21 protein-coding genes are annotated in these 22,460 nt (G+C 72.8%); 15 read left to right on the top strand and 6 right to left on the bottom strand.

All coding sequences use genetic code 11. The annotated features are described in order from the left end of the window. Positions 1-2: 2 nt before the first annotated feature. Together FDO69_RS28795 and FDO69_RS28790 are read right to left on the bottom strand one after the other, a co-directional pair. A complete protein-coding gene (locus tag FDO69_RS28795; RefSeq protein WP_104783465.1) occupies positions 3-1,334 on the bottom strand; it encodes a PH domain-containing protein in 1,332 nt (443 codons plus the stop codon). Next, positions 1,331-1,861: a PH domain-containing protein gene (locus FDO69_RS28790; protein WP_104783462.1), complete on the bottom strand. Its 531-nt coding sequence runs from the start codon at positions 1,859-1,861 to the stop codon at positions 1,331-1,333. The genes FDO69_RS28795 and FDO69_RS28790 overlap by 4 nt, the downstream gene beginning before the upstream one ends. A gap of 31 nt (positions 1,862-1,892) precedes the next feature. Here FDO69_RS28790 and FDO69_RS28785 point away from each other — a divergent pair, with 31 nt between their 5' ends. Further along, complete coding sequence (locus tag FDO69_RS28785; RefSeq protein ID WP_104783459.1) at positions 1,893-3,044, top strand: NADH-quinone oxidoreductase subunit D; 1,152 nt, start codon at positions 1,893-1,895, stop codon at positions 3,042-3,044. Positions 3,045-3,090: 46 nt separating this feature from the next. Here the strand turns inward: FDO69_RS28785 and FDO69_RS28780 are convergent, their stop codons facing one another. Next, positions 3,091-4,119 carry an SAM-dependent methyltransferase gene (locus FDO69_RS28780; RefSeq protein ID WP_104783456.1) on the bottom strand — a complete coding sequence of 343 codons (1,029 nt, stop codon included), beginning with the start codon at positions 4,117-4,119 and terminating at the stop codon, positions 3,091-3,093. 118 nt (positions 4,120-4,237) lie between these two features. Between FDO69_RS28780 and FDO69_RS28775 the strand changes: the two genes are divergently transcribed. Together FDO69_RS28775 and FDO69_RS28770 are read left to right on the top strand one after the other, a co-directional pair. Further along, a complete protein-coding gene (locus tag FDO69_RS28775) occupies positions 4,238-5,431 on the top strand; it encodes a sensor histidine kinase (RefSeq protein WP_104783453.1) in 1,194 nt (397 codons plus the stop codon). 89 nt (positions 5,432-5,520) lie between these two features. After that, positions 5,521-6,189: a response regulator gene (locus FDO69_RS28770; protein ID WP_104783450.1), complete on the top strand. Its 669-nt coding sequence runs from the start codon at positions 5,521-5,523 to the stop codon at positions 6,187-6,189. A gap of 188 nt (positions 6,190-6,377) precedes the next feature. Here FDO69_RS28770 and FDO69_RS28765 read toward each other — a convergent pair whose 3' ends face one another. Next, positions 6,378-7,484 (bottom strand): DUF5937 family protein, encoded by a 1,107-nt coding sequence (locus FDO69_RS28765; RefSeq protein ID WP_104783447.1) that lies wholly within the window; start codon positions 7,482-7,484, stop codon positions 6,378-6,380. Between the two features lie 158 nt (positions 7,485-7,642). Here FDO69_RS28765 and FDO69_RS28760 point away from each other — a divergent pair, with 158 nt between their 5' ends. Next, complete coding sequence (locus tag FDO69_RS28760) at positions 7,643-7,846, top strand: hypothetical protein (RefSeq protein ID WP_104783444.1); 204 nt, start codon at positions 7,643-7,645, stop codon at positions 7,844-7,846. On the opposite strand, the gene FDO69_RS28755 is transcribed toward FDO69_RS28760, so the two are convergent. Beyond that, positions 7,839-9,020: a threonine aldolase family protein gene (locus FDO69_RS28755; protein ID WP_104783441.1), complete on the bottom strand. Its 1,182-nt coding sequence runs from the start codon at positions 9,018-9,020 to the stop codon at positions 7,839-7,841. The two genes, FDO69_RS28760 and FDO69_RS28755, sit on opposite strands and share 8 nt — an antisense overlap. A 181-nt stretch (positions 9,021-9,201) precedes the next feature. Here FDO69_RS28755 and FDO69_RS28750 point away from each other — a divergent pair, with 181 nt between their 5' ends. From FDO69_RS28750 to FDO69_RS28700, 10 genes are all read left to right on the top strand, one after another. After that, the gene (locus FDO69_RS28750) at positions 9,202-10,140 is read left to right on the top strand and encodes a Rossmann-like and DUF2520 domain-containing protein (RefSeq protein ID WP_104783439.1); all 939 of its coding nucleotides are present in this window, start codon (positions 9,202-9,204) and stop codon (positions 10,138-10,140) included. Beyond that, positions 10,137-11,138 carry a pantoate--beta-alanine ligase gene (panC, locus tag FDO69_RS28745; RefSeq protein WP_104783437.1) on the top strand — a complete coding sequence of 334 codons (1,002 nt, stop codon included), beginning with the start codon at positions 10,137-10,139 and terminating at the stop codon, positions 11,136-11,138. The genes FDO69_RS28750 and panC overlap by 4 nt, the downstream gene beginning before the upstream one ends. Next, positions 11,135-12,844: an L-aspartate oxidase gene (locus FDO69_RS28740; RefSeq protein WP_104783434.1), complete on the top strand. Its 1,710-nt coding sequence runs from the start codon at positions 11,135-11,137 to the stop codon at positions 12,842-12,844. Before panC ends, FDO69_RS28740 begins: the two co-directional genes overlap by 4 nt. Positions 12,845-12,849: 5 nt before the next feature. Further along, on the top strand, positions 12,850-13,824 hold the full coding sequence (nadC, locus tag FDO69_RS28735; protein WP_104783774.1) for a carboxylating nicotinate-nucleotide diphosphorylase: 975 nt from the start codon (positions 12,850-12,852) through the stop codon (positions 13,822-13,824). A 14-nt stretch (positions 13,825-13,838) separates the two neighbouring features. Further along, positions 13,839-14,636, top strand: a complete 798-nt coding sequence (locus tag FDO69_RS28730) for a type III pantothenate kinase (protein WP_104783432.1) — start codon at positions 13,839-13,841, stop codon at positions 14,634-14,636. A gap of 1,366 nt (positions 14,637-16,002) precedes the next feature. Continuing rightward, a complete protein-coding gene (locus FDO69_RS28720) occupies positions 16,003-16,641 on the top strand; it encodes a hypothetical protein (RefSeq protein WP_167526703.1) in 639 nt (212 codons plus the stop codon). Positions 16,642-16,659: 18 nt separating this feature from the next. Further along, positions 16,660-16,848, top strand: a complete 189-nt coding sequence (locus FDO69_RS28715) for a hypothetical protein (RefSeq protein ID WP_104783427.1) — start codon at positions 16,660-16,662, stop codon at positions 16,846-16,848. Positions 16,849-17,031: 183 nt separating this feature from the next. Continuing rightward, positions 17,032-17,469: a BlaI/MecI/CopY family transcriptional regulator gene (locus FDO69_RS28710; protein WP_234388163.1), complete on the top strand. Its 438-nt coding sequence runs from the start codon at positions 17,032-17,034 to the stop codon at positions 17,467-17,469. A gap of 9 nt (positions 17,470-17,478) precedes the next feature. After that, entirely contained in the window at positions 17,479-18,012 is a 534-nt protein-coding gene (locus FDO69_RS28705) for an amino-acid N-acetyltransferase (RefSeq protein WP_104783422.1), read from the top strand. 264 nt (positions 18,013-18,276) lie between these two features. After that, complete coding sequence (locus FDO69_RS28700; RefSeq protein WP_053673923.1) at positions 18,277-18,612, top strand: histone-like nucleoid-structuring protein Lsr2; 336 nt, start codon at positions 18,277-18,279, stop codon at positions 18,610-18,612. A 9-nt stretch (positions 18,613-18,621) separates the two neighbouring features. On the opposite strand, the gene FDO69_RS28695 is transcribed toward FDO69_RS28700, so the two are convergent. Further along, positions 18,622-19,446 carry an SCO3374 family protein gene (locus FDO69_RS28695; protein WP_234388155.1) on the bottom strand — a complete coding sequence of 275 codons (825 nt, stop codon included), beginning with the start codon at positions 19,444-19,446 and terminating at the stop codon, positions 18,622-18,624. Positions 19,447-19,897: 451 nt separating this feature from the next. Between FDO69_RS28695 and FDO69_RS28685 the strand changes: the two genes are divergently transcribed. Further along, the gene (locus tag FDO69_RS28685; RefSeq protein ID WP_104783413.1) at positions 19,898-22,423 is read left to right on the top strand and encodes an ATP-dependent Clp protease ATP-binding subunit; all 2,526 of its coding nucleotides are present in this window, start codon (positions 19,898-19,900) and stop codon (positions 22,421-22,423) included. Positions 22,424-22,460 lie beyond the last annotated feature (37 nt).

The raw sequence follows: 22,460 nt of genomic DNA, 5'->3' as shown, positions 1-22,460 counted from the left end.
GGTCACGCCATCCAGCGGTCCGGCCGCGCGTCCCTGCGCCCCGTACGGGACCGCTCCGCCTGTGCCGCCAGCAGCTCGCGCGCCTCACCGGCGTCCCGCAGCCGGGCCCGCACCGTCTTGTTCGCCCCCGTGTCCACACACACGTCGGCGACGCCCCGGGCACGCTCCCACGGCCCCTGCGTCATCCGCACGCTCTGCACCTTGGCGTGCGGCACCAGCGCCAGGCTCCGTCGCAGCAGCCCGGACCGGGCCACGAACACCGCGTCCGTGACGGCGAGTCCGTACCCGCGCCACCACAGCGGCACGCACCAGCGAGCGCTACGCGGGGCCGGCGACAGGGCCGTGGGCCCCGGCACGCTCACCCCCGGCAGCACGCGCGCGACCACGTCCTCGGCGATCTCGCGCGGAGCGACCGGCACCAGCACGGAGTTGGACGAACCGGCCACGTCCAGCTCCACCCGCACCCAGCCGCGTCGCCGCCACAGCAGCGGCTCCACGATCCGCACGGTCTGCACGCGCCCGGGCGGCACCGTCTCGTGGGCCCGGTCCAGCAGCCCGTGGTCGATGCGCAGCCCGTCGGGCGACTCGCCCACCGTCCAGTCGTACTCGGCGACGAACCGCCCCACGCTGCTCGCGCCCGCCGCACCCAGCAACGGCAGGGCGACCGCGAGGATCGTCCACAGGCTGTGGGTGACCAGCCACAGCACCGGCGGGACGACGAGCGCCGCGGCCAGCGACATCCAGGTGGCGCCCGTCAGCACCAGCGACAGGGCGAGCACGCCCGGTGGCACCCGCAGCAGCTGCCGGGACGGGGCCTCGCCGACCTCGTGCGCGGTCTCGGGTGCGAAACGGGCCGCCCGGGCGAGCAGTTCGGCCCGCAGCGCCCGTGCCTCGTCGGCGCCGAGGAAGGCCAGTTCGTCCTTCTTGTCGGTGCCTATGACGTCGAGTTTGAGCTTGGCGACGCCCGCGACCCGGGCCAGCAGCGGCTGGGTGACGTCGACGGCCTGGATCCGCTCCAGCCGGATGTGCGCGGTGCGCCGGAAGACGAGCCCGGTACGGATGCGCAGTTCGGTCCGGGTCACCGCGAAGTGCGTGAACCACCAGGAGCAGAAGCCGTAGAGGGCGGCGGCCGGGACGAGCACGGCGAGGCCGATGAGCAGCGTGGTCGTGGTCAGCCGGGTCAGCTGGCGCTGCGCCCCGTCGGGGTCGTGCACGGCCCAGCCGATGAGCACCGCGACCGGTGCCCAGGCGCGGCGCAGCGGTGTGACGGGGTGCAGCCGCCGCTCGGTCACCTCGGCGGCCTCCGAGGCCTCGGCGGCCTCCGGCGCCGTCACAGCCCCGCCGACCGGGCTTCGCCCAGCTCGGTGAGCCGGTCGCGCAGCCGTTCCGCCTCGGCCGGGTCCAGGCCGGGGATGGTCGCGTCGGTGGCCGCGGCCGCCGTGTGCAGCTGCACGCTGGCCAGCCCGAAGTGCCGCTCGACGGGCCCGGACGTGACCTCGACCAGCTGCATCCGCCCGTACGGCACGACGGTCTCCTCGCGCCAGAGCACGCCCCGGCTGATCAGCAGGTCGTCGGCCCGCTCGGCGTACCGCCAGGAACGCCAGTTGCGCTCGATCATCACCCAGCCCCAGGCCAGCAGGGCCAGTGGCGGCAGGGCGAAGGCGGCCCAGGCGGGACCCGCCAGCAGCCCCGGCAGCAGCCCGGCCGCCAGGGCGATCAGCCCGAGCCACACGACCAGCAGCAGCCGGCGCATCTTCAGCAGTCCGGGCGGCAGCGCGATCCACACCGGCTCGCCGCCGGCCGCCACGGCCGTGCTCTGTGTCCCGTCCGGCCCCACCTCGTGCGGACTCCCCGTATCCATGGGGCCAGCGTACGTAGGAGAGACTGTGTCCATGACTCCTACGACGGAGACCATGGTCGGAATCGGCGGCGCCGCGGAGAGCACCGACATGGTGCTCAACATCGGACCGCAGCACCCGTCCACCCATGGCGTGCTGCGGCTGAAGCTCGTCCTCGACGGCGAGCGCATCAGGCACGCGGAGCCGGTGATCGGCTACATGCACCGCGGCGCGGAGAAGCTGTTCGAAGCGCGCGACTACCGCCAGATCATCATGCTCGCCAACCGTCACGACTGGCTGTCGGCGTTCTCCAACGAGCTGGGCGTGGTCCTCGCCGTGGAGCGGATGCTCGGCATGGAGGTGCCCGAGCGCGCGGTGTGGCTGCGCACGCTGCTCGCCGAGCTGAACCGGGTGCTCAACCACCTGATGTTCCTCGGCTCGTACCCGCTGGAGCTCGGCGGGATCACCCCGATCTTCTACGCCTTCCGGGAGCGCGAGGAGCTCCAGCACGTCATGGAGGAGATCTCCGGCGGGCGGATGCACTACATGTTCAACCGGGTGGGCGGCCTCAAGGAGGACCTGCCGGCCGGGTGGACCACGCGCGCGCGTGCCTCCGTCGCCGACGTGCGCTCCCGGATGGACCGCTTCGAGGACCTGGTGCTCGGCAACGAGATCTTCCGGGGCCGCACCCGGGGCGTGGGCACCCTCACCGCCGAGGCCGTGCACGCCTACGGGGTGAGCGGGCCGATCGGACGCGCCTCGGGCGTCGACTTCGACCTGCGCCGGGACGAGCCGTACCTCGCCTACGGCGACCTCCAGGACACCCTGAAGGTGGTGACCCGGCAGGAGGGCGACTGCCTCGCCCGCTTCGAGTGCCTCCTGGAGCAGACGCACAACGCGCTGGACCTGGCCGACGCCTGCCTCGACCGGCTGGCCGAGCTGGCGCCCGGGCCGGTCAACCAGCGGCTCCCGAAGGTCCTGAAGGCGCCCGAGGGACACACGTACGCCTGGACCGAGAACCCGCTCGGCATCAACGGCTACTACCTCGTCAGCAAGGGCGAGAAGACCCCGTACCGGCTGAAGCTGCGCTCGGCGTCGTACAACAACATCCAGGCGCTGACGGAGCTGCTGCCGGGGACGCTGGTCGCGGACATGGTGGCGATCCTGGGGTCGATGTTCTTCGTGGTCGGGGACATCGACAAATAGCACGGGGGCCCTCCCGCCGTGCCTGGAGCGGGTCTTCGGGCAGCGCCTAGCGGGAGTCCTCACCCAGCGCCTGGAAGGGGTCCTCGACGCCGACGGGCTGCACCAGCCAGCCGAAGTCGCCCAGCCCGCCCGCCGCGGTGAGCTCGGCGGCCTCACCGGCGCTCGCAAGGGCGCGTACGTATGCGGCGGGGTCGGCGGAGGCCAGCGTGAGCGGGGGGCGCGCGCCGGTCACGCCCAGGGCGTGCAGTGCCTCGCGCTGGGGGAGCACGCGTCCGCCGGGCAGCGCGCACGCGTCCAGGGCGACGTGGGCCGTGATGTCGCAGGAGCCGTCCGGGACGGGTGTGGTCCCGCGGCCTTCCCGGAACCCGGTGAGCGTGCCGAACGGCGGGCGGGTGTCCGCCGAGTGCGCGTAGTCCACGGCCACCGCGAGCCCTCGCCCGAGCGTCGCTACCGCGGCGGCCCAGGCCTCGTCCCGGGGCAGCCCGATCTCGGCGCGCAGCCCCTCCTCGCCGGGCAGCGGCCACCACCGCTCCAGCCACCGCGCCGACGCCCCGGCCACCGGCTCCCCGAGCCGCTCGGTCCCGTCCTCGCGGACCATGACCAGCCGTGCGACGCCCGCGGCATCCACCTCCACGACCTCCACGGGCACGTTGTCCAGCCACTCGTTGGCGAACAGCAGCCCGGTCGTCCCCTCCGGGGGCGTGGCCAGCCACTCGATCCGGTGATCGAGTCCCGCGGGCCGCTCGGCGATCTCGACGGCGTACGCGCGCGTACGTGCCGCCACGTCGGCGGGGAGAGCGGCGAGCACCCCGCTCGTCAGCTCACCCCGCCCGGCCGCCATGTCGACGAAGTCCAGCACCGCGGGCCGCCCCAGCGCCTCGTCGACCCGGCACAGCAGCCGGGCAACCGCCCCCGCGAACAGCGGCGACGTGTGCACGGACGTCCGGAAATGCCCGGCCGGTCCCTCCGCGCGCCGGTAGAAGCCCCCCGGCGCGTACAGAGCGTCCTGCGCCGCCGCACGCCACCCACGCCACTCGTGCCACTCGTTCCGCTCGTCCCTCGTTCCTGCCGTCACCGGGCCAGGCTATGTGGACACAACGAACGCAACTCCACCTTGCGGAGTATGCGCGCCCGGTACGGATCGGCCCTCCGGTTGACCCCTGCACCTATCGCGCTTCCCTACGCTGGGTTACGTGCAGCGCCTCTATGACTTCCTCCGCAAGCACCCGACGTGGGTCGACGGCTTCTGGGCCGTGGTCCTCCTCGGGATCTCGGTAGTGGGCGGGGCGGCGGGCGAGCAGATCGGCCCCTGGGCCGTGGTCATTCCGATCACACTGCTGCTGAGCCTGGTGGTGGCGCTGCGCCGCCGGATGCCGGAGAGGATGCTGCTGCTCGCGGCTGCGGTCGGCGTGGCGCAGCTGGTCACCGACGTCGCGATCCTGCCCTCCGACTTCGCCATGCTGGTGATCGTCTACACCGTCGCGGCGGAGGGTGCCCGCTGGGCTTCCCGCTTCGCGCTGATCGCCGGCCTGTGCGCGGCCCCGCTGGCGCAGCTGCGCTGGTCGAACGAGCAGACGGGGATCGCGGGCGACATCGCCCTGGCGGTCCTCCAGACCGTCCCCTTCGCGCTCGCCTGGGTGCTCGGCGACTCCATCCGCACCCGCCGCGCCTACTTCGCGCAGCTGGAGGAGAGGGCCGCCCGCCTGGAGAAGGAGCGCGAGGCACAGTCCAAGGTCGCCGTCGCCGCCGAACGCGCCCGGATCGCGCGCGAGTTGCACGACGTCGTCGCGCACAACGTGTCGGTGATGGTGGTCCAGGCCGACGGCGCCGCCTACGTCCTGGACGCCGCGCCCGACCAGGCGAAGAAGGCCCTGGAGACCATCTCCTCCACCGGCCGCCAGGCCCTCGCCGAGATGCGCCGCCTGCTCGGCGTGCTGCGCACCGGCGAGCACCAGGAGGCCGGCGAGTACGTGCCGCAGCCCGATGTGCAGCAGATCGAGGACCTCGTCGAGCAGTGCCGCACCTCCGGACTGCCCGTCGACTTCAAGGTCGAGGGCACACCCCGCCCGCTGCCCAGCGGCGTCGAGCTCACCGCCTACCGCATCGTGCAGGAGGCGCTCACCAACACCCGTAAACACGGCGGGGAGAACGCGGGCGCGAGCGTGCGCCTGGTGTACTTCGACGACGGCCTCGGCCTGCTCGTCGAGGACGACGGCAAGGGCGCCCCGCACGAGCTGTACGAGGAGGGCGGGTTCGACGGACAGGGCCACGGCCTGATCGGCATGCGCGAGCGGGTCGGTATGGTCGGCGGCACCCTGGACGCGGGCCCGCGCCCGGGCGGAGGATTCCGCATCAGTGCCCTGCTGCCGCTCAAACCCGCGCACTGACGCCGCCGCACGCCCCTCGCTGACACCTGTAACGCCCTGTCACGACCGCTGTGACGAACCCCGAGATGACCCGACATGGAAGAGGCCCGATGACGATCCGCGTGATGCTCGTCGACGACCAGGTGCTGCTGCGCACCGGGTTCCGGATGGTGCTCGCCGCCCAGCCGGACATGGAGGTCGTGGCGGAGGCGGGCGACGGCGTCGAGGCCCTCCAGGAACTGCGGACGACCGAGGTCGACGTGGTGCTGATGGACGTCCGCATGCCGAAGCTCGACGGGGTGGAGACGACCCGCCGGATCTGCGCGGACACCGACCCGCCGAAGGTGCTCATCCTGACCACCTTCGACCTCGACGAGTACGCCTTCTCCGGGCTGAAGGCGGGCGCCTCCGGCTTCATGCTCAAGGACGTCCCGCCGGCCGAGCTCCTGACCGCGATCAGGGCCGTGCACAGCGGGGACGCGGTCGTCGCGCCCTCCACCACCCGGCGGCTGCTGGACCGCTTCGCACCGATGCTGCCGGGCGCCCAGCAGCCCCAGCACAAGGAGCTCGAGCGGCTCACCGACCGTGAGCGTGAGGTCATGGTGCTGGTCGCGCAGGGCCTGTCCAACGGCGAGATCGCGGCGCGGCTGGTGCTGTCGGAGGCGACCGTGAAGACGCACGTGGGCCGCATCCTGACCAAGCTCGGGCTCAGGGACCGGGTGCAGGTCGTGGTGCTGGCCTACGAGACGGGGCTGGTGCGGGCCGGCGGCCACGGCTGACCCGGCCGTGCCGAGCGGGCCGCCCTGGCCCGGCTGTGCCGGTCCGACCGCGATGGCCCGGCCGCGCTGACCCGGCCGTGCCGGTCCGACCGCGCTGGCCCGGCCGCCCTGGCCTGGCGGCGCCTGCCCGGCGGCGCGGTCGGAGCGTCTAGCTGCCCCTCGGCCGTTCACCCGCCGGTGGGGGCCGGTTACCTGAGGATCCCTTCCAGGAACTCGCTGCCGAGCCGGGCCACCACCGTCACGTCCAGCTGGTGCAGCACGTAGCGGCCGCGGCGGCGGGTCGTGATCAGGCCCGCCTTCTTCAGCACGGCAAGATGCCGGGATATCTCCGGGGCCGTCATGCCGAGCACCTGCGCCAGCTCGCTGGTGGTGTGCGCGCTGCGGGCCAGATGGCGGCACATGCGCATCCGCACCGGATGGGACAGTGCGGTCATCCGCAGGGCCAGCTGTTCGACCGTCTGCGGTGCGGCGAGCTCCGGGGAGCCCACCGGGTAGTGCAGCACCGGCTGCCAGCCGTACCGGTGCAGAACCATCAGATGGGGCCAGCCGAGACTCGTCGGGACGAGCAGCAGGCCGCCGTCGCCCGTGGTCGTACGGCCGTCGCCCAGTTTGTCGACCGTGATCCGGGTGCCGGCGGCGTCGAGCGTGATCGCCGGGGACACCGCGGCCAGCCCCTCGGCCAGGCCCTTGCGCCGCAGCAGGTCCGTCTTGTGCCGGGCATCGGCCGCGAGCTGATGGCGCAGCCGGGCCCAGGCCTCCGCGAAGAACGCCTCGTCGCAGTCCCGCAGGAACTGTCGCAGCCAGGCCCGGATCCTGGGCGGCTCCGCCAGCAGCCGCTCACCGAAGCGCAGTTGCCGCGGCCCGCGGGCGGCGGCCAGCTCCAGTGCCCGGCGGCGCGTCTCCGGGTCGGTCAGCGCCGTCGGTCCCCCCTCGCCGTAGCCGGCGCCACAGGTGAACTCCAGTGCCGCGTCCACGAACTGCTCGTCGGACAGCTTGTCGAGCTGGTCCAGCTCCTCGGCGAGGGTCGCGCCCGGGAGCGTGCGCCGGTCCGGCAGGCCCGCCCAGGGCAGGAACAGGTCCGAGAACGTCGTCCGCCACAGGAAGTCCGCCTCGCACATCCGGTCGGCCAGATGCGGGTCGAGCCGGGCCGTCACCCCCGTCACCCAGCCCTGCAGGCCCGGGTGGTGCGCCGGTTCGGACAGCGCGTGCAGGGCCATGCCGAGCTCGGCCAGGGGCGACGGTACGACGGCTACCGCCTCGGGCCGCAGCCCCTCGATGTCGATGTGCACGCTCATGCCCTCATGGTGCACCCGGCCACCGACAACGCCCCCGCCGATTGACGAGCCTGGTCAATCGACGCGACGCCGTGGCCGGTCCGGACGCACGGTGGGACCACCGGGGCAGCCGCGGAGCCTTCGGACCTCCATCCCCCGTCCCGCAGAGGCGATTCACCATGAGCATCACGCAGCAGTACCTCCTCGACACCTACCGCGCCCGGTCCCTCGGCGAGCCCGACGTGCCCGCCCCCGGCACCGACGACTGGAAGGTCGTGCGGGAGTGGCGCGACGAGCGGCACTTCCGTGCCGCCCTCGCGGGCCGCCCGGTCCGCCGCCGGCTCCGGGACGCCCTGGCGCGGTGGCGGCGGCTTCCTACCTGACCTGCTCCGGCAGCCGGGCCACGAACTCCGAAACCGCCGCCTTCACGTCCTCGGCACTCCACTGAAGCCCGTCGGCCCGCACATGCACCTCCGTGTGCGCCAGCCCGGGACCGCCCCGGTCCCAGCCATTGCCGAACAGGGCGATGCCCGTCTCCTCGGCCATGCGGACCGCCGTCTCCCCGAGGACGTCCGCCTCGTACGGCAGCCACACCTGGAAGTCGTGGGTGTGCGGCACCTCCGGGTGCACGCGCGCCCACGGCACCCCGGCCGCCGCGAACGCCTCACGCATCGAGGCGGCCACCACGCGCGCGTGGGCCACGTACTCCGGCAGCCGGGGCAGCTGCCGCTCCAGCCCGACCAGCGCCGACAGCGCCGTGGGGAACTGCTGGAAGACCGTCCCGCCGTACCGGTGCCGCCAGGTCTTCGCCTCCTCGACGAGCTCCTTCGGGCCCGCGAGCGCCGCGCCGCCGAAAGCCTCCAGAGCCTTGTAGAACGACACGTAGACGCTGTCGGCCAGGCCCGCGATCTCCTCCAGCGGGCGGCCGAAGTGGACGGTGGACTCCCACAGGCGGGCCCCGTCGAAGTGCACCACCGCGTCCCGTTCCCGCGCCGCCTCGACGACCGCGGTGAGCTCCTCCCAGGAGGGCAGCACGAAACCGGCGTCCCTGAGGGGCAGTTCCAGCATCAGCGCCCCGAAGGGCTCCTCGAAGTCGCGCACCTCGGCGGCGGTCGGCAGCCGCGGCTCGCTCGTCAGCCGCACCGGGCGCAGCCGGCCGACCTCGCTGAACGCGTTCCGCTCGTGCACCTCGGGATGGCTGAGCGCGTGCAGGGCGACGGTCGGGTTCCCGGTGCGGCCGGCCCAGCAGCGCAGGGCCACCTGCTGGGCCATCGTGCCCGTCGGGAAGAACGCGGCGGCCTCGGTGCCGAGCAGCCCGGCGACCTTCGTCTCCAGCGTCTCGACGACACGGTCGCCGTACACGTCGGACAACTGGTCGAGGTCGTGGACGGCCGCCGCCTCCTCCAGCAGCGCCAGGCGCTCCCGGAGGGTCTGCTGGAAGCCGAGGCGCGCGAACACGCGCCGGGCCCTGTGATGGGCGGCCAGCCGCCGCTCGCGCAGCCGAGCGACCCGATCCTCGTCCGTCGTCAGGTCGTCGCGTTCCGCCGTATCGGTCATGCCCCGGATCCTGCCCCGCGCGCGGGCGGCGGGGCATCCGCATTTCCGGACGCCCGGACGGGAATGCCGCACGGGCATGCACAGCCTGTGGACGACCGAACGCCCCTCGAACCGATCGCGTTAACATGACGAGAAATCGTCCGGTACCCGGAGCGGACTGGAACGGGAAGGCCGCCGTCGAGTGAACACAACCCCACAGCCAGACCCCAAGGACCGCCCCGCGCGGCTCACCGTCGGCGTCGTCGGCGCCGGCCGTGTAGGGCCTGTGCTCGCCGCGTCCCTGCAGCTCGCCGGGCACCGCCCGGTCGCCGTCTCCGCCGTCTCGGACGCCTCCCGGCGGCGCGCCGCACATCTGCTGCCCGACGTGCCGGTGATGCCGCCCGCCGAGGTCCTGAAGCGGGCCGACCTGGTGCTGCTGACCGTCCCCGACGATGCCCTGCCCGACCTCGTCACCGGCCTCGCCGACACCGGATCCGTCCGGCCGGGGCAGCTCCTCGTGCACACCTCGGGGCGGTACGGGGCGCGGGTCCTCGACCCGGCCCTGCGCGCGGGCGCCCTGCCGCTCGCCCTGCACCCCGCGATGACCTTCACGGGCACGCCCGTGGACGTCCAGCGGCTGGCCGGCTGCTCCTTCGGCGTCACCGCCCCCGAGGAGCTGCGCCTCGCCGCCGAGGCCCTGGTCATCGAGATGGGCGGCGAGCCGGAGTGGATCGCCGAGGAGAACCGGCCGCTCTACCACGCGGCGCTCGCCCTGGGCGCCAACCACCTGGTCACGCTGGTCGCCCAGTCCATGGAGCTGCTGAGCGCGGCCGGCGTCACGGCCCCCGACCGGATGCTCGGCCCGCTGCTCGGCGCAGCCCTGGACAACGCCCTGCGCTCCGGCGACGCGGCCCTCACCGGCCCGGTCGCGCGCGGCGACGCGGGCACGGTCGCCGCGCATGTCGCCGAGCTGCGCCGGCACGCACCCCAGGCCGTCGACGGCTACCTGGCGATGGCCCGCGCGACCGCCGACCGGGCCCTGGCCCACGGCCTGCTGAAGCCGGAACTGGCCGAGGACCTCCTCGGGGTACTCGCCCACGGGACCGACGGGACCGACGGCACCGAGGGGGACGCCCGATGACCACCACCCTGCTGCGCACCGCCGGCGAACTGCACGCACGCGCGCGTGCGGGCCGCCGCGCCGTGGTGATGACCATGGGCGCGCTGCACGAGGGCCACGCCACGCTGATCCGCACCGCGCGCACCCTCGCCGGGCCGGACGGCGAGGTCGTCGTCACCGTCTTCGTCAACCCGCTCCAGTTCGGCCAGGGCGAGGACCTCGACCGCTACCCGCGCACCCTGGACGCCGACATCGAACTCGCCGGACAGTCGGGCGCGGACGTCGTGTTCGCCCCCGCCGTGGACGAGGTCTACCCGGGCGGCGAGCCCCAGGTCCGCATCACCGCGGGCCCCATGGGCGAGCGCCTGGAGGGCTCCTCCCGCCCCGGCCACTTCGACGGCATGCTCACCGTCGTCGCCAAGCTGCTGCACCTCACCCGCCCCGATGTCGCCCTGTACGGGCAGAAGGACGCCCAGCAGCTCGCGCTGATCCGCCGCATGGTGCGGGACCTGAACTTCGGCGTGGAGATCGTCGGGGTGCCCACCGTCCGCGAGGAGGACGGCCTGGCCCTGTCCAGCCGCAACCGCTACCTGTCGGCCGCCGAGCGGCGCACCGCCCTCGCCCTGTCCGGGGCCCTGTTCGCGGGCCAGGACCGGCATGCCGCACAGGAGGCGCTGCGGGCTCGGGCGCGCGAGGTGCCCGCCACGCGCGCGCGTGCCGAGGCGCTCAGCGCCATAGGGGAGTCCCGTGCGGCGGCCGACGCGCACGCCGTGGCGACGGCCGTCCCCGGCGGCCCGTCGGCCGTCCGCGCCGCCGCCCGCCAGGTCCTGGACGAGGCCGCCCGCCTCGAACCGCCGCTCGCGCTGGACTACCTCGCCCTGGTGGACCCGTCCGACTTCACCGAGATCGAGGACGACTTCACCGGCGACGCGGTCCTCGCCGTGGCCGCCCGGGTCGGGGCGACCCGGCTGATCGACAACGTCCCGCTCACCTTCACACGCTTCGGAGCCGCCTCGTGACCACCACAGGCATACGACTGCACGCCCCCGCCCCCGGTTGGTCCATCGCCGCGGACGTGGTCGTCGTCGGCTCCGGGGTCGCCGGACTGACCGCGGCCCTGCGCTGCGAGGCCGCGGGCCTGCGGACGGTCGTCGTCACCAAGGCCCGTCTCGACGACGGCTCCACCCGCTGGGCCCAGGGCGGCATCGCCGCGGCCCTCGGCGAGGGCGACACCCCCGAGCAGCACCTCGAGGACACCCTGGTCGCGGGCGCCGGAGTGTGCGACGAGGACGCGGTCCGCCTCCTCGTCACCGAGGGCCCCGACGCCGTACGCCGCCTCATCGAGACCGGCGCCCGGTTCGACGCGTCCTCCGACGGCGAGCTGGAACTGACCCGGGAGGGCGGCCACCACCGCCGCCGCATCGCGCATGCAGGCGGTGACGCCACCGGCGCCGAGATCTCCCGCGCCCTGGTCGAGGCCGTCCGCGCGCGGGGCATGCGCACCGTCGAGAACGCGCTCGTCCTGGACCTCCTCACGGACGCCGAGGGCCGCACCGCCGGCGTCACCCTGCACGTCATGGGGGAGGGCCAGCACGACGGCGTGGGGGCCGTCCACGCCCCCGCGGTGGTCCTCGCGACCGGCGGCATGGGCCAGGTCTTCTCCGCCACCACCAACCCGTCGGTGTCGACGGGCGACGGCGTGGCGCTCGCGCTGCGGGCGGGCGCCGAGGTCAGCGACCTGGAGTTCGTCCAGTTCCACCCGACCGTGCTGTTCCTCGGCCCGGACGCGGAGGGCCAGCAGCCCCTGGTCTCCGAGGCCGTGCGCGGCGAGGGCGCCCACCTGATCGACGCCGACGGCGTCCGCTTCATGGTCGGACAGCACGAACTCGCCGAACTCGCCCCCCGCGACATCGTCGCCAAGGGCATCACGCGCCGCATGCTGGAGCAGGACGCCGAGCACATGTACCTCGACGGCCGGCACTTCGGCGCCGAGATGTGGGAGCACCGCTTCCCGACGATCCTGGCCGCCTGCCGCGCCCACGGCATCGACCCGGTCACGGCCCCCATCCCGGTCGCCCCGGCCGCGCACTACGCCTCCGGCGGCGTCCGCACCGACTCCCACGGCCGGACGACCGTCCCCGGCCTGTACGCGTGCGGCGAGGTCGCCTGCACCGGGGTGCACGGTGCCAACCGGCTGGCGTCCAACTCCCTGCTCGAAGGCCTCGTCTACGCCGAGCGCATCGCGGCCGACATCGCGGCGAACGGCCTGCACGCGCGCGTGCCCCAGCCGGTCCCGCACCCCGAGATCCCCGAGCACCCGCTGCAGCCCCCTCAGGCCCGCTTCACGATCCAGCGGATCATGACGGGCGGGGCGAGTGTCCTGCGCTCGGCCGGCTCCCTCGCCAAGGCCGCCGACCAGCTCCAGCGCCTGCACACCGACGCCCGGGAGGCCCTCGCCGAGAACGGTGAGACGGCCGAGGCCGGCGTCGACACCTGGGAGGCCACCAACCTCCTGTGCGTGGCCCGTGTCCTGGTCGCCGCCGCCCTGCTGCGCGAGGAGACCCGGGGCTGCCACTGGCGCGAGGACCGCCCCGAACGCGACGACACCGCCTGGCGGCGCCACATCGTCGTCACCCTTAATCCGGACCGCACGCTGGCCGTGCACACCACGGACACCACAGACTTCCCCCCGACCCTCCCGACCCAGGCCCCCCAGGAGCAGTGACCGACGTGAGCACCCCCGACCTTCCCCTCGCCTCCTCCGGAGGCTGCTCAGACGGCTGCGCCTGCGGCGCGGACGACGGGGCATACCTGGAGTGCGGCCTGGACCCCGCACTCGCCCAGCTCCTGGCCGACGCCGGTCTCGACCCCGTCGAGGTCGAGGACATCGCCAACGTGGCCCTCCAGGAGGACCTGGCCCACGGCGTGGACGTGACGACGGTGGCGACCATCCCCGAGGACGCGGTGGCCACGGCCGACTTCACCGCCCGCGAGGCGGGCACGGTGGCCGGTCTGCGCGTCGCCGAGGCGGTCATCTCGGTGGTCTGCGAGGAGGAGCTGGAGATCGAGCGCCACGCCGAGGACGGCGACCGTGTGGAAGCGGGCCAGAAGCTCCTCTCCGTCACCACCCGCACCCGGGACCTCCTCACGGCCGAGCGCAGCGCGCTGAACATCCTGTGCCGCCTGTCGGGCGTCGCGACGGCCACGCGCGCGTGGGCGGACGTCCTGGACGGCACGAAGGCCAGGGTCCGCGACACCCGCAAGACGACCCCCGGCCTGCGCAGCCTCGAAAAGTACGCGGTCCGCTGCGGCGGCGGCGTCAACCACCGCATGTCCCTCTCGGACGCGGCCCTGGTCAAGGACAACCACGTGGTCGCCGCGGGCGGTGTCGCCCAGGCCTTCCAGGCGGTGCGCGAACGCTTCCCGGACGTGCCCATCGAGGTCGAGGTCGACACCCTGGACCAGCTCCGCGAGGTCCTGGACGCCGGCGCCGACCTGATCCTGCTGGACAACTTCACGCCCGCCGAGTGCGCGGAGGCCGTCGCGATCGTCCAGGGCCGAGCCGCCCTGGAGGCCTCCGGCCGCCTCACGCTCGACAACGCCAAGGCGTACGCGGACACCGGCGTCGACTACCTCGCCGTCGGAGCCCTCACCCACTCCTCGCCGATCCTGGACATCGGCCTGGACCTGCGGCCGGCGGAGTAGGGGCGGTACGGGCCATGCTGCTGACGATCGACGTAGGAAACACCCACACCGTCCTCGGCCTGTTCGACGGCGACGAGATCGTCGAACACTGGCGCATCTCCACGGACGCGCGCCGCACCGCCGACGAACTGGCGGTCCTCCTCCAGGGCCTGATGGGCATGCACCCGCTCCTCGGCGACGAACTGGGCGACGGCATCGACGGCATCGCCATCTGCGCCACCGTCCCCTCGGTCCTGCACGAGCTCCGCGAGGTGACCCGCCGCTACTACGGCGACGTGCCCGCGATCCTCGTCGAACCGGGCGTCAAGACGGGTGTGCCGATCCTCATGGACAACCCCAAGGAGGTCGGCGCCGACCGCATCATCAACGCGGTCGCGGCGGTCGAGCTCTACGGAGGCCCCGCCATCGTCGTCGACTTCGGCACGGCGACGACGTTCGACGCCGTCAGCGCGCGCGGTGAGTACGTCGGCGGTGTCATCTCGCCCGGCATCGAGATCTCCGTCGAGGCCCTCGGCGTCCGCGGTGCCCAGCTCCGCAAGATCGAGGTGGCCCGGCCCCGCAGCGTCATCGGCAAGAACACGGTCGAGGCGATGCAGTCGGGCGTCATCTACGGCTTCGCCGGCCAGGTCGACGGCGTCGTCAACCGCATGGCCCGCGAGCTGTCGGAGGACCCCGACGACGTCACGGTCATCGCGACGGGCGGGCTGGCCCCGCTGGTGCTGGGGGAGTCGTCGGTCATCGACGAGCACGAACCGTGGCTGACGCTGATCGGACTGCGCCTGGTGTACGAGCGCAACGTGTCACGCATGTGAGTCGTGGCTCGGCGTCGGGACCGAGGCCGGGGGGGTGCGCAACCCGGCGGAGCGAGGTGCCTCCCCCAAGCTCTCGGCTTCGCTCGAACAGGGGGGACCCCCATGAGCAGGGGGACCCCCACGCCCACCCGTGCCACCCCGGCGGCACACAGGCCCGCAGCTGGGTGAGCCACGACGCACCCGCACCCGCTCACGGCGAGCCACGACGCACCCGCACCCGCTCACGGTGAGCCACGACGCACCCGCACCCGCTCACGGTGAGCCACGACGCACCCGCACCCGCTCACGGCGAGCAGGGGCCGTGTCGGGGGGTGTCCGCCCGCAGCGGTTGGCGCGTCAACGGACAGTCAGTCGGCGTGAGACCCCATCGCGCCGGTCCGAGGACGGACACCCCCCGGCGCGGCCCCGACCCACCACCAGGCGTCAGGCGCAGGCGCGCACCCCCGGCCACCCGGCGTCAGGCGCAGGCGCGCACTCCCGCCCACCCGGCGTCAGGCGCAGGCGCGCACTCCCGCCCACCCGGCGTCAGGCGCAGGCGCGCACTCCCGCCCACCCGGCGTCAGGCGCAGGCGCGCACTCCCGCCCACCCGGCGTCAGGCGCAGGCGCGCACTCCCGCCCACCCGGCGTCAGGCGCAGGCGCGCACTCCCGCCCACCCGGCGTCAGGCGCAGGCGCGCACTCCCGCCCACCCGGCGTCAGGCGCAGGCGCGCACTCCCGCCCACCCGGCGTCAGGCGCAGGCGCGCACTCCCGCCCACCCGGCGTCAGGCGCAGGCGCGCACTCCCGCCCACCCGGCGTCAGGCGCAGGCGCGCACTCCCGCCCACCCGGCGTCAGGCGCAGGCGCGCACTCCCGCCCACCCGGCGTCAGGCGCAGGCGCGCACTCCCGCCCACCCGGCGTCAGGCGCAGGCGCGCACTCCCGCCCACCCGGCGTCAGGCGCAGGCGCGCACTCCCGCCCACCCGGCGTCAGGCGCAGGCGCGCACTCCCGCCCACCCGGCGTCAGGCGCAGGCGCGCACTCCCGCCCACCCGGCGTCAGGCGCAGGCGCGCACTCCCGCCCACCCGGCGTCAGGCGCAGGCGCGCACTCCCGCCCACCCGGCGTCAGGCGCAGGCGCGCACTCCCGCCCACCCGGCGTCAGGCGCAGGCGCGCACTCCCGCCCACCCGGCGTCAGGCGCAGGCGCGCACTCCCGCCCACCCGGCGTCAGGCGCAGGCGCGCACTCCCGCCCACCCGGCGTCAGGCGCAGGCGCGCACCCCCGCCCACCCGAGTGGTCCCCCACGCCACACCCGTCCCCTATGTGAGATTTGTCTGATTAGCGCGTATCGTCGCCGCATGCCCACGCCATACGGATCCCGCGGCGGCATGGCGTTCGGCGCGGAGGAGCTGCGTGTGCTCCGCCGCGCTCTCGCCCTTGCCCTCCACCCCACCCCCGCCTCGGCCGCCGACGTCCAGGACTGTCTCCGTCTCGCAGAGTCGCTCGACGAGGCGCTGCGGGAGGGGGCCAGGCTGCGCGCCTTCCTCGTGGCCGACCTGGGCCGATATCGCGCCGCCCTCCCCGGCACCGCCGCCGGCTACCTCGCGCTCCTGGACGAGGCCCTGGGTGCCGGATACCGCCCCGTTCCCGACGACCTGGCCGCCCTGAGCGCCCTGCGCGGCAATCCCGCCGCCGCGGCCCTCCTGGACCGCTGCACGCCCGCCGCCGTGGCAGCCGCCGCGCCCGCCCCGGTGGCCGTCGTCCCCGGCTCCCGCTCCCGCTCCCGCACCCGTCTCCTGTCGATCCCGGGCGGCCGCCGTGCCCCCGGTGACGCCGCCGCGGACGGCCCGGAGAAGCAGCCCGAGAAGAAGCCCACGCGCAAACCTGCGCCCCCCAAGCCCGCCCCGGCCCCCGCCCCCGGCACCCCGAAGCCCTCCCGTCCGATCCCCACCCCGGGCGAGGTCTTCCCGCGTCGCAAACCGGCCCCGCCACCACCCGCGAACCCCCAGCAGCTCGCCGCGGGCTGACGTGGCTACCCTGGATCCATGGACTACGTCTCCGCGCTGCTGCCCCCGGCCGTCATGGCCGTCTTCTTCATCGGCGTGATCCGGGTGATCGTGAAGACCCAGGGCGGCGCCAACAAGGCCAAGGAGGACGCGGCCGTGGACGCCGCCCTCGCGCGCGTGGAGGGCGCCCGCCAGTCCGGCGCGGCGCCTTCGAAGACCGACGCCTGACCCACCTCTTCCGAGGGCGTACGACTCGGCGGACCCGCACCCCGCGGCGCCCGCAGTGCCGAGCCGTACGCCCTTTTTGTTCCCATTCGCCGGTGAAGCGCACGTCCGCCACGCCATAACCGGGATCTCCCACTATTGTTCTGAGCTGTGCCTCGCCCATTGGGAGAACTCGAAGACGCGGTCATGTCGCGGGTGTGGAAGTGGAACCGCCCGGTGACCGTTCGAGAAGTCCTGGAAGATCTTCAGAAGGAGCGGTCCATCGCGTACACCACCGTGATGACCGTTTTGGACAATCTCCATCAGAAGGGCTGGGTGCGCCGCGAGGCGGAAGGCCGTGCCTATCGATATGAGGCGGTCTCGACCCGGGCCGCCTACGCAGCCGCCCTGATGAACGACGCCTGGTCGCAGAGCGACAACCCCGCCGCCGCTCTCGTCGCCTTCTTCGGCATGATGAGCGAGGAACAACGGCGGTCTCTCAGTGATGCCGTACGGATCGTGCAGGGCCCGGAAACCCAGGAACCGACCGAACCGTCGGAATCCGCGGAACGGGCCGAACGGCCGGGACGCGGGGAAGGCCCCGAGGAGAACCCCGCCTCCGCTCAGGACCTCGGCGGGCGATAGCGTCCCGCCATGTCCGCGAAGAGCTCCGAAGCCCCCGCAAAAGCCATCACCGTCCGGCGGGCCCGCACCAGCGATGTCCCGGCCGTGCGCGGCCTCCTTGACGCCTACGTGCGCGGCCGCATCCTGCTCGACAAAGCGACGGTGACGCTTTACGAGGACATCCAGGAGTTCTGGGTCGCGGAACGGGACGACAACGCCGAGGTCGTCGGCTGCGGTGCGCTGCACGTGATGTGGGAAGACCTCGCGGAAGTCCGCACTCTCGCGGTGAAGCCCGGCCTGAAGGGTGCGGGCGTCGGGCACCGGGTGCTGGAGAAGTTGCTGCAGACCGCCCGCTGGCTCGGTGTTCGCCGGGTTTTCTGTCTGACCTTCGAAGTCGACTTCTTCACCAAGCACGGCTTCGTGGAGATCGGCGAGACACCCGTCGACACGGATGTCTACGCGGAGCTGCTGCGTTCCTATGACGAGGGCGTCGCGGAGTTCCTGGGACTCGAACGAGTGAAACCGAACACCTTGGGCAACAGCCGGATGCTTCTGCATCTGTGATCGTCGGGCGCTAGTCGTCGCAAGAGGGCCGGGCGGGTTCGTCAAGGCATATTCAGCGGGGCCGCCCCTGCCCCGGTGCCCTATGTCCGAAACGCGCACGTTTCCGGACCCAGCCCGGGCTGCCGGTCTCTGCCGGGGGTTTGTGTTTTTCCGGCAAAAGCGGTTTGCTTTCCGAGGTACTGCAGTACTGCATATAACAGGGGACGGCGATACGGCGGACGCCGGCACACCCCGGCCCTGAAGATATCGATGAAAGGAAATCCGGTGGCACAGAAGGTTCAGGTCCTTCTTGTCGACGACCTCGACGGTGGCGAGGCGGACGAGACCGTGACGTTCGCGCTGGACGGCAAGACGTACGAGATCGATCTCACCACCTCCAATGCGGACAAGCTCCGTGGCCTTCTCGAGCCTTACGTGAAGGGCGGTCGTCGTACCGGAGGCCGCGCTTCGGGCGGGCGCGGAAAGGCGCGCGCGGCTTCGAGCGGCAGCCAGGACACCGCGGCGATCCGCGCCTGGGCCAAGGAGAACGGCTACGAGGTCAACGACCGCGGCCGTGTTCCCGCGACCATCCGCGAGGCTTACGAGAAGGCCAACGGCTGAACAGCGGCACTACCGACCCTGCGTACGCATGGCCGGCGGCTGGGTGCACGCGCGCCGCAGCCGGATCCGGTGGCACTGCGTGGCCACCGTGTTCACCAGCCGCACGAGATCGGGGGCGTCCCCAGCGCCTCCCAGCGCCGACATCGTCGGCAGCGAGGCCTCGACCTCGCATCCCGGCTCGGGGGGCCGCAGCCACACGGCGGCCCCCTGGGAACCGACCCGGCCCGGCACGGACGGCCGGCCGACGGCAGAGCCGGGACCAGGGAGCGGTGACCCGTCCCTGAACGCTGTGCCCGCGCCGCGGGCCGGGAGAGCATCCGCCGATACGGCGCACGTCTCCCACGTCTCGCATGTATCGCACGTCTCGCACGTCTCGCACGACTTGCGCGGCTCGCACGAGAGCGGCGCCGCCCTCTCCTCGTCAGACGTCGGGGGCGACGGGGCCGCCATGAGGCCGCCCGCGCCGATCGCCGCCAGATCCAGCGGCAGGCGTCCCCAGTCCAGCCACTGAAGCAGCCCGGGAAGTTCCTCGGCGCTGCCCGCGGCCACCAGGAACAGCATCCGGTCGCCGTCGAGGGCGACGGGAGAGCCCAGCGCCCGGCGGCGCAGCGCCGCATGCCCCGCCTGCGCCGGCACGTCCAGAACGTCGTAGCGCACCCCCACCACCAGCCGCAGTGGATCGCCGGGCACCGTCGGCCAGCCCAGCTCCTTCTCGTACCACCGCCGGACCTGACCGCTCGGGGGACGGCTCGCGCCCGGGCCGCTCGCGGCGGGGCCGGCCGGGTCGAGCGGCAGGCGGGGGAGCGGGAGGGCCGGGCACGGGGACGCGATCACGGGACGAGGGGCGCCGAACATGCCAAGTGCAACAGCCGGAAAGCCATGCGAGTTACGCTGGGTTGCGCCACGGACGCACAGAGTGGCGAATCGGGGGCGCGAAAGGGGTGCGGGGAGGCGCAAGGTTGTTCGCCCGTAGCGGAGGGAACGGGGGCGCTCGGCATGGACTTCCGGCCCTCGCGGGTAAGACATCCCTAGTGGGAGGGGGCGACACGCAGAAAAGGACGTCTCACGTTCGCCATCGGCGTACTGGCGAGTGGGGTATCTGCCTGGCCTGCGGGAACATCGTCTCGCACCATCGGGTTGGAGCAGATGTCGGCGTTCGGGGTCAGGAGGCCAAGGACGGTGTCGGCAGTTGGAATGAGCGGTCCCCGCTTGCGGGACTAAGCTGCGGAAGGACAGGGAGGGGAAGTTCCCCCCACTGCCTGACCGCTCTGAGGAGCGATTAACGATGTTCGAGAGGTTCACCGACCGCGCGCGGCGGGTTGTCGTCCTGGCTCAGGAAGAAGCCCGGATGCTCAACCACAACTACATCGGCACTGAGCACATCCTCCTGGGCCTGATCCACGAGGGTGAAGGTGTCGCCGCCAAGGCCCTTGAGAGCCTCGGGATTTCGCTCGAGGCGGTCCGCCAGCAGGTGGAGGAGATCATCGGCCAGGGCCAGCAGGCCCCGTCCGGCCACATCCCCTTCACCCCCCGTGCCAAGAAGGTCCTGGAGCTGTCGCTCCGCGAGGCCCTTCAGCTGGGCCACAACTACATCGGCACGGAGCACATCCTGCTCGGCCTGATCCGCGAGGGCGAGGGCGTCGCCGCCCAGGTCCTCGTCAAGCTGGGCGCAGATCTCAACCGCGTGCGGCAGCAGGTCATCCAGCTGCTCTCCGGTTACCAGGGCAAGGAGACCGCCACCGCCGGCGGTCCTGCCGAGGGCACCCCCTCCACGTCCCTGGTCCTCGACCAGTTCGGCCGGAACCTCACCCAGGCCGCTCGTGAGTCCAAGCTCGACCCGGTCATCGGGCGCGAGAAGGAGATCGAGCGGGTCATGCAGGTGCTGTCCCGCCGTACGAAGAACAACCCGGTGCTGATCGGTGAGCCCGGCGTCGGCAAGACCGCCGTCGTCGAGGGCCTCGCCCAGGCCATCGTCAAGGGCGAGGTGCCCGAGACCCTCAAGGACAAGCACCTCTACACCCTGGACCTCGGCGCCCTGGTCGCCGGCTCCCGCTACCGCGGTGACTTCGAGGAGCGCCTGAAGAAGGTCCTCAAGGAGATCCGCACCCGCGGCGACATCATCCTGTTCATCGACGAGCTGCACACGCTGGTCGGTGCGGGTGCCGCCGAGGGTGCCATCGACGCGGCCTCCATCCTGAAGCCGATGCTGGCCCGCGGTGAGCTGCAGACCATCGGTGCCACCACGCTGGACGAGTACCGCAAGCACCTGGAGAAGGACGCGGCCCTGGAGCGCCGCTTCCAGCCCATCCAGGTCGCGGAGCCGTCCCTGCCGCACACGATCGAGATCCTCAAGGGTCTGCGTGACCGGTACGAGGCCCACCACCGCGTCTCCATCACCGACGAGGCGCTGGTCCAGGCCGCCACCCTGGCCGACCGGTACATCTCGGACCGCTTCCTGCCGGACAAGGCGATCGACCTGATCGACGAGGCCGGATCGAGGATGCGGATCCGCCGGATGACCGCGCCGCCGGACCTGCGCGAGTTCGACGAGAAGATCGCCGGCGTCCGCCGCGACAAGGAGTCCGCGATCGACTCGCAGGACTTCGAGAAGGCCGCCTCCCTCCGCGACAAGGAGAAGCAGCTCCTGGCCGCCAAGGCCAAGCGGGAGAAGGAGTGGAAGGCCGGCGACATGGACGTCGTCGCCGAGGTCGACGGCGAGCTGATCGCCGAGGTCCTCGCGACCGCCACCGGCATCCCGGTCTTCAAGCTGACCGAGGAGGAGTCCTCGCGTCTGCTGCGCATGGAGGAGGAGCTCCACAAGCGCGTCATCGGCCAGACCGACGCCGTCAAGGCGCTGTCGAAGGCGATCCGCCGTACGCGTGCCGGTCTGAAGGACCCGAAGCGCCCCGGTGGCTCGTTCATCTTCGCCGGCCCGTCCGGTGTCGGTAAGACCGAGCTGTCCAAGGCGCTCGCCGAGTTCCTCTTCGGCGACGAGGACGCGCTGATCTCCCTCGACATGTCGGAGTTCAGCGAGAAGCACACGGTCTCGCGGCTCTTCGGTTCGCCCCCCGGCTACGTGGGCTACGAGGAGGGCGGCCAGCTCACCGAGAAGGTCCGCCGCAAGCCGTTCTCGGTCGTGCTGTTCGACGAGGTCGAGAAGGCCCACCCGGACATCTTCAACTCGCTGCTGCAGATCCTGGAGGACGGTCGCCTGACCGACTCCCAGGGCCGGGTCGTGGACTTCAAGAACACGGTCATCATCATGACGACCAACCTCGGCACCCGGGACATCTCCAAGGGCTTCAACCTGGGCTTCGCGGCCCAGGGCGACACGAAGTCCAACTACGAGCGCATGAAGAACAAGGTCTCGGACGAGCTCAAGCAGCACTTCCGGCCCGAGTTCCTCAACCGCGTCGACGACGTGGTCGTCTTCCCGCAGCTCAGCCAGGACGACATCCTCAAGATCGTCGACCTGATGATCGACAAGGTCGACGAGCGCCTGAAGGACCGGGACATGGGCATCGAGCTCTCCCAGTCCGCCAAGGAGCTGCTGTCCAAGAGGGGCTACGACCCGGTGCTGGGTGCGCGTCCGCTGCGTCGCACCATCCAGCGCGAGATCGAGGACTCGCTGTCGGAGAAGATCCTCTTCGGCGAGCTGCGCCCCGGTCACATCGTGGTCGTGGACACGGAGGGCGAGGGCGAGACCAAGACCTTCACCTTCCGCGGCGAGGAGAAGGCGGCCCTGCCGGACGTCCCGCCGATCGAGCAGGCGGCCGGCGGCACGGGTCCGAACCTGAGCAAGGACGCGTAAGCGTCACAGTCGGCTGAGAGGGGCCGGTGCCTTCCGG

This window comes from Streptomyces tibetensis (genome assembly GCF_007655005.1).
GTDB lineage: Bacteria > Actinomycetota > Actinomycetes > Streptomycetales > Streptomycetaceae > Streptomyces > Streptomyces tibetensis.
The sequence above is the reverse complement of the archived record's forward strand: the minus strand, read 5'-3'. Positions and strand labels throughout refer to the sequence as shown.

Excerpts from the sequence above, each read along its gene's own strand:
- FDO69_RS28705 (WP_104783422.1), top strand. The coding sequence starts at position 17,479 with ATGTCCGCGAAGAGCTCCGAAGCCCCCGCAAAAGCCATCACCGTCCGG.
- FDO69_RS28790 (WP_104783462.1), bottom strand. The coding sequence starts at position 1,861 with ATGGATACGGGGAGTCCGCACGAGGTGGGGCCGGACGGGACACAGAGC.
- FDO69_RS28710 (WP_234388163.1), top strand. The coding sequence starts at position 17,032 with ATGTCGCGGGTGTGGAAGTGGAACCGCCCGGTGACCGTTCGAGAAGTC.
- FDO69_RS28720 (WP_167526703.1), top strand. The coding sequence starts at position 16,003 with ATGGCGTTCGGCGCGGAGGAGCTGCGTGTGCTCCGCCGCGCTCTCGCC.
- panC (WP_104783437.1), top strand. The coding sequence starts at position 10,137 with ATGACCACCACCCTGCTGCGCACCGCCGGCGAACTGCACGCACGCGCG.
- FDO69_RS28715 (WP_104783427.1), top strand. The coding sequence starts at position 16,660 with ATGGACTACGTCTCCGCGCTGCTGCCCCCGGCCGTCATGGCCGTCTTC.
- FDO69_RS28785 (WP_104783459.1), top strand. The coding sequence starts at position 1,893 with ATGACTCCTACGACGGAGACCATGGTCGGAATCGGCGGCGCCGCGGAG.
- FDO69_RS28755 (WP_104783441.1), bottom strand. The coding sequence starts at position 9,020 with ATGACCGATACGGCGGAACGCGACGACCTGACGACGGACGAGGATCGG.
- FDO69_RS28765 (WP_104783447.1), bottom strand. The coding sequence starts at position 7,484 with ATGAGCGTGCACATCGACATCGAGGGGCTGCGGCCCGAGGCGGTAGCC.
- FDO69_RS28770 (WP_104783450.1), top strand. The coding sequence starts at position 5,521 with ATGACGATCCGCGTGATGCTCGTCGACGACCAGGTGCTGCTGCGCACC.
- FDO69_RS28760 (WP_104783444.1), top strand. The coding sequence starts at position 7,643 with ATGAGCATCACGCAGCAGTACCTCCTCGACACCTACCGCGCCCGGTCC.
- FDO69_RS28685 (WP_104783413.1), top strand. The coding sequence starts at position 19,898 with ATGTTCGAGAGGTTCACCGACCGCGCGCGGCGGGTTGTCGTCCTGGCT.
- FDO69_RS28730 (WP_104783432.1), top strand. The coding sequence starts at position 13,839 with ATGCTGCTGACGATCGACGTAGGAAACACCCACACCGTCCTCGGCCTG.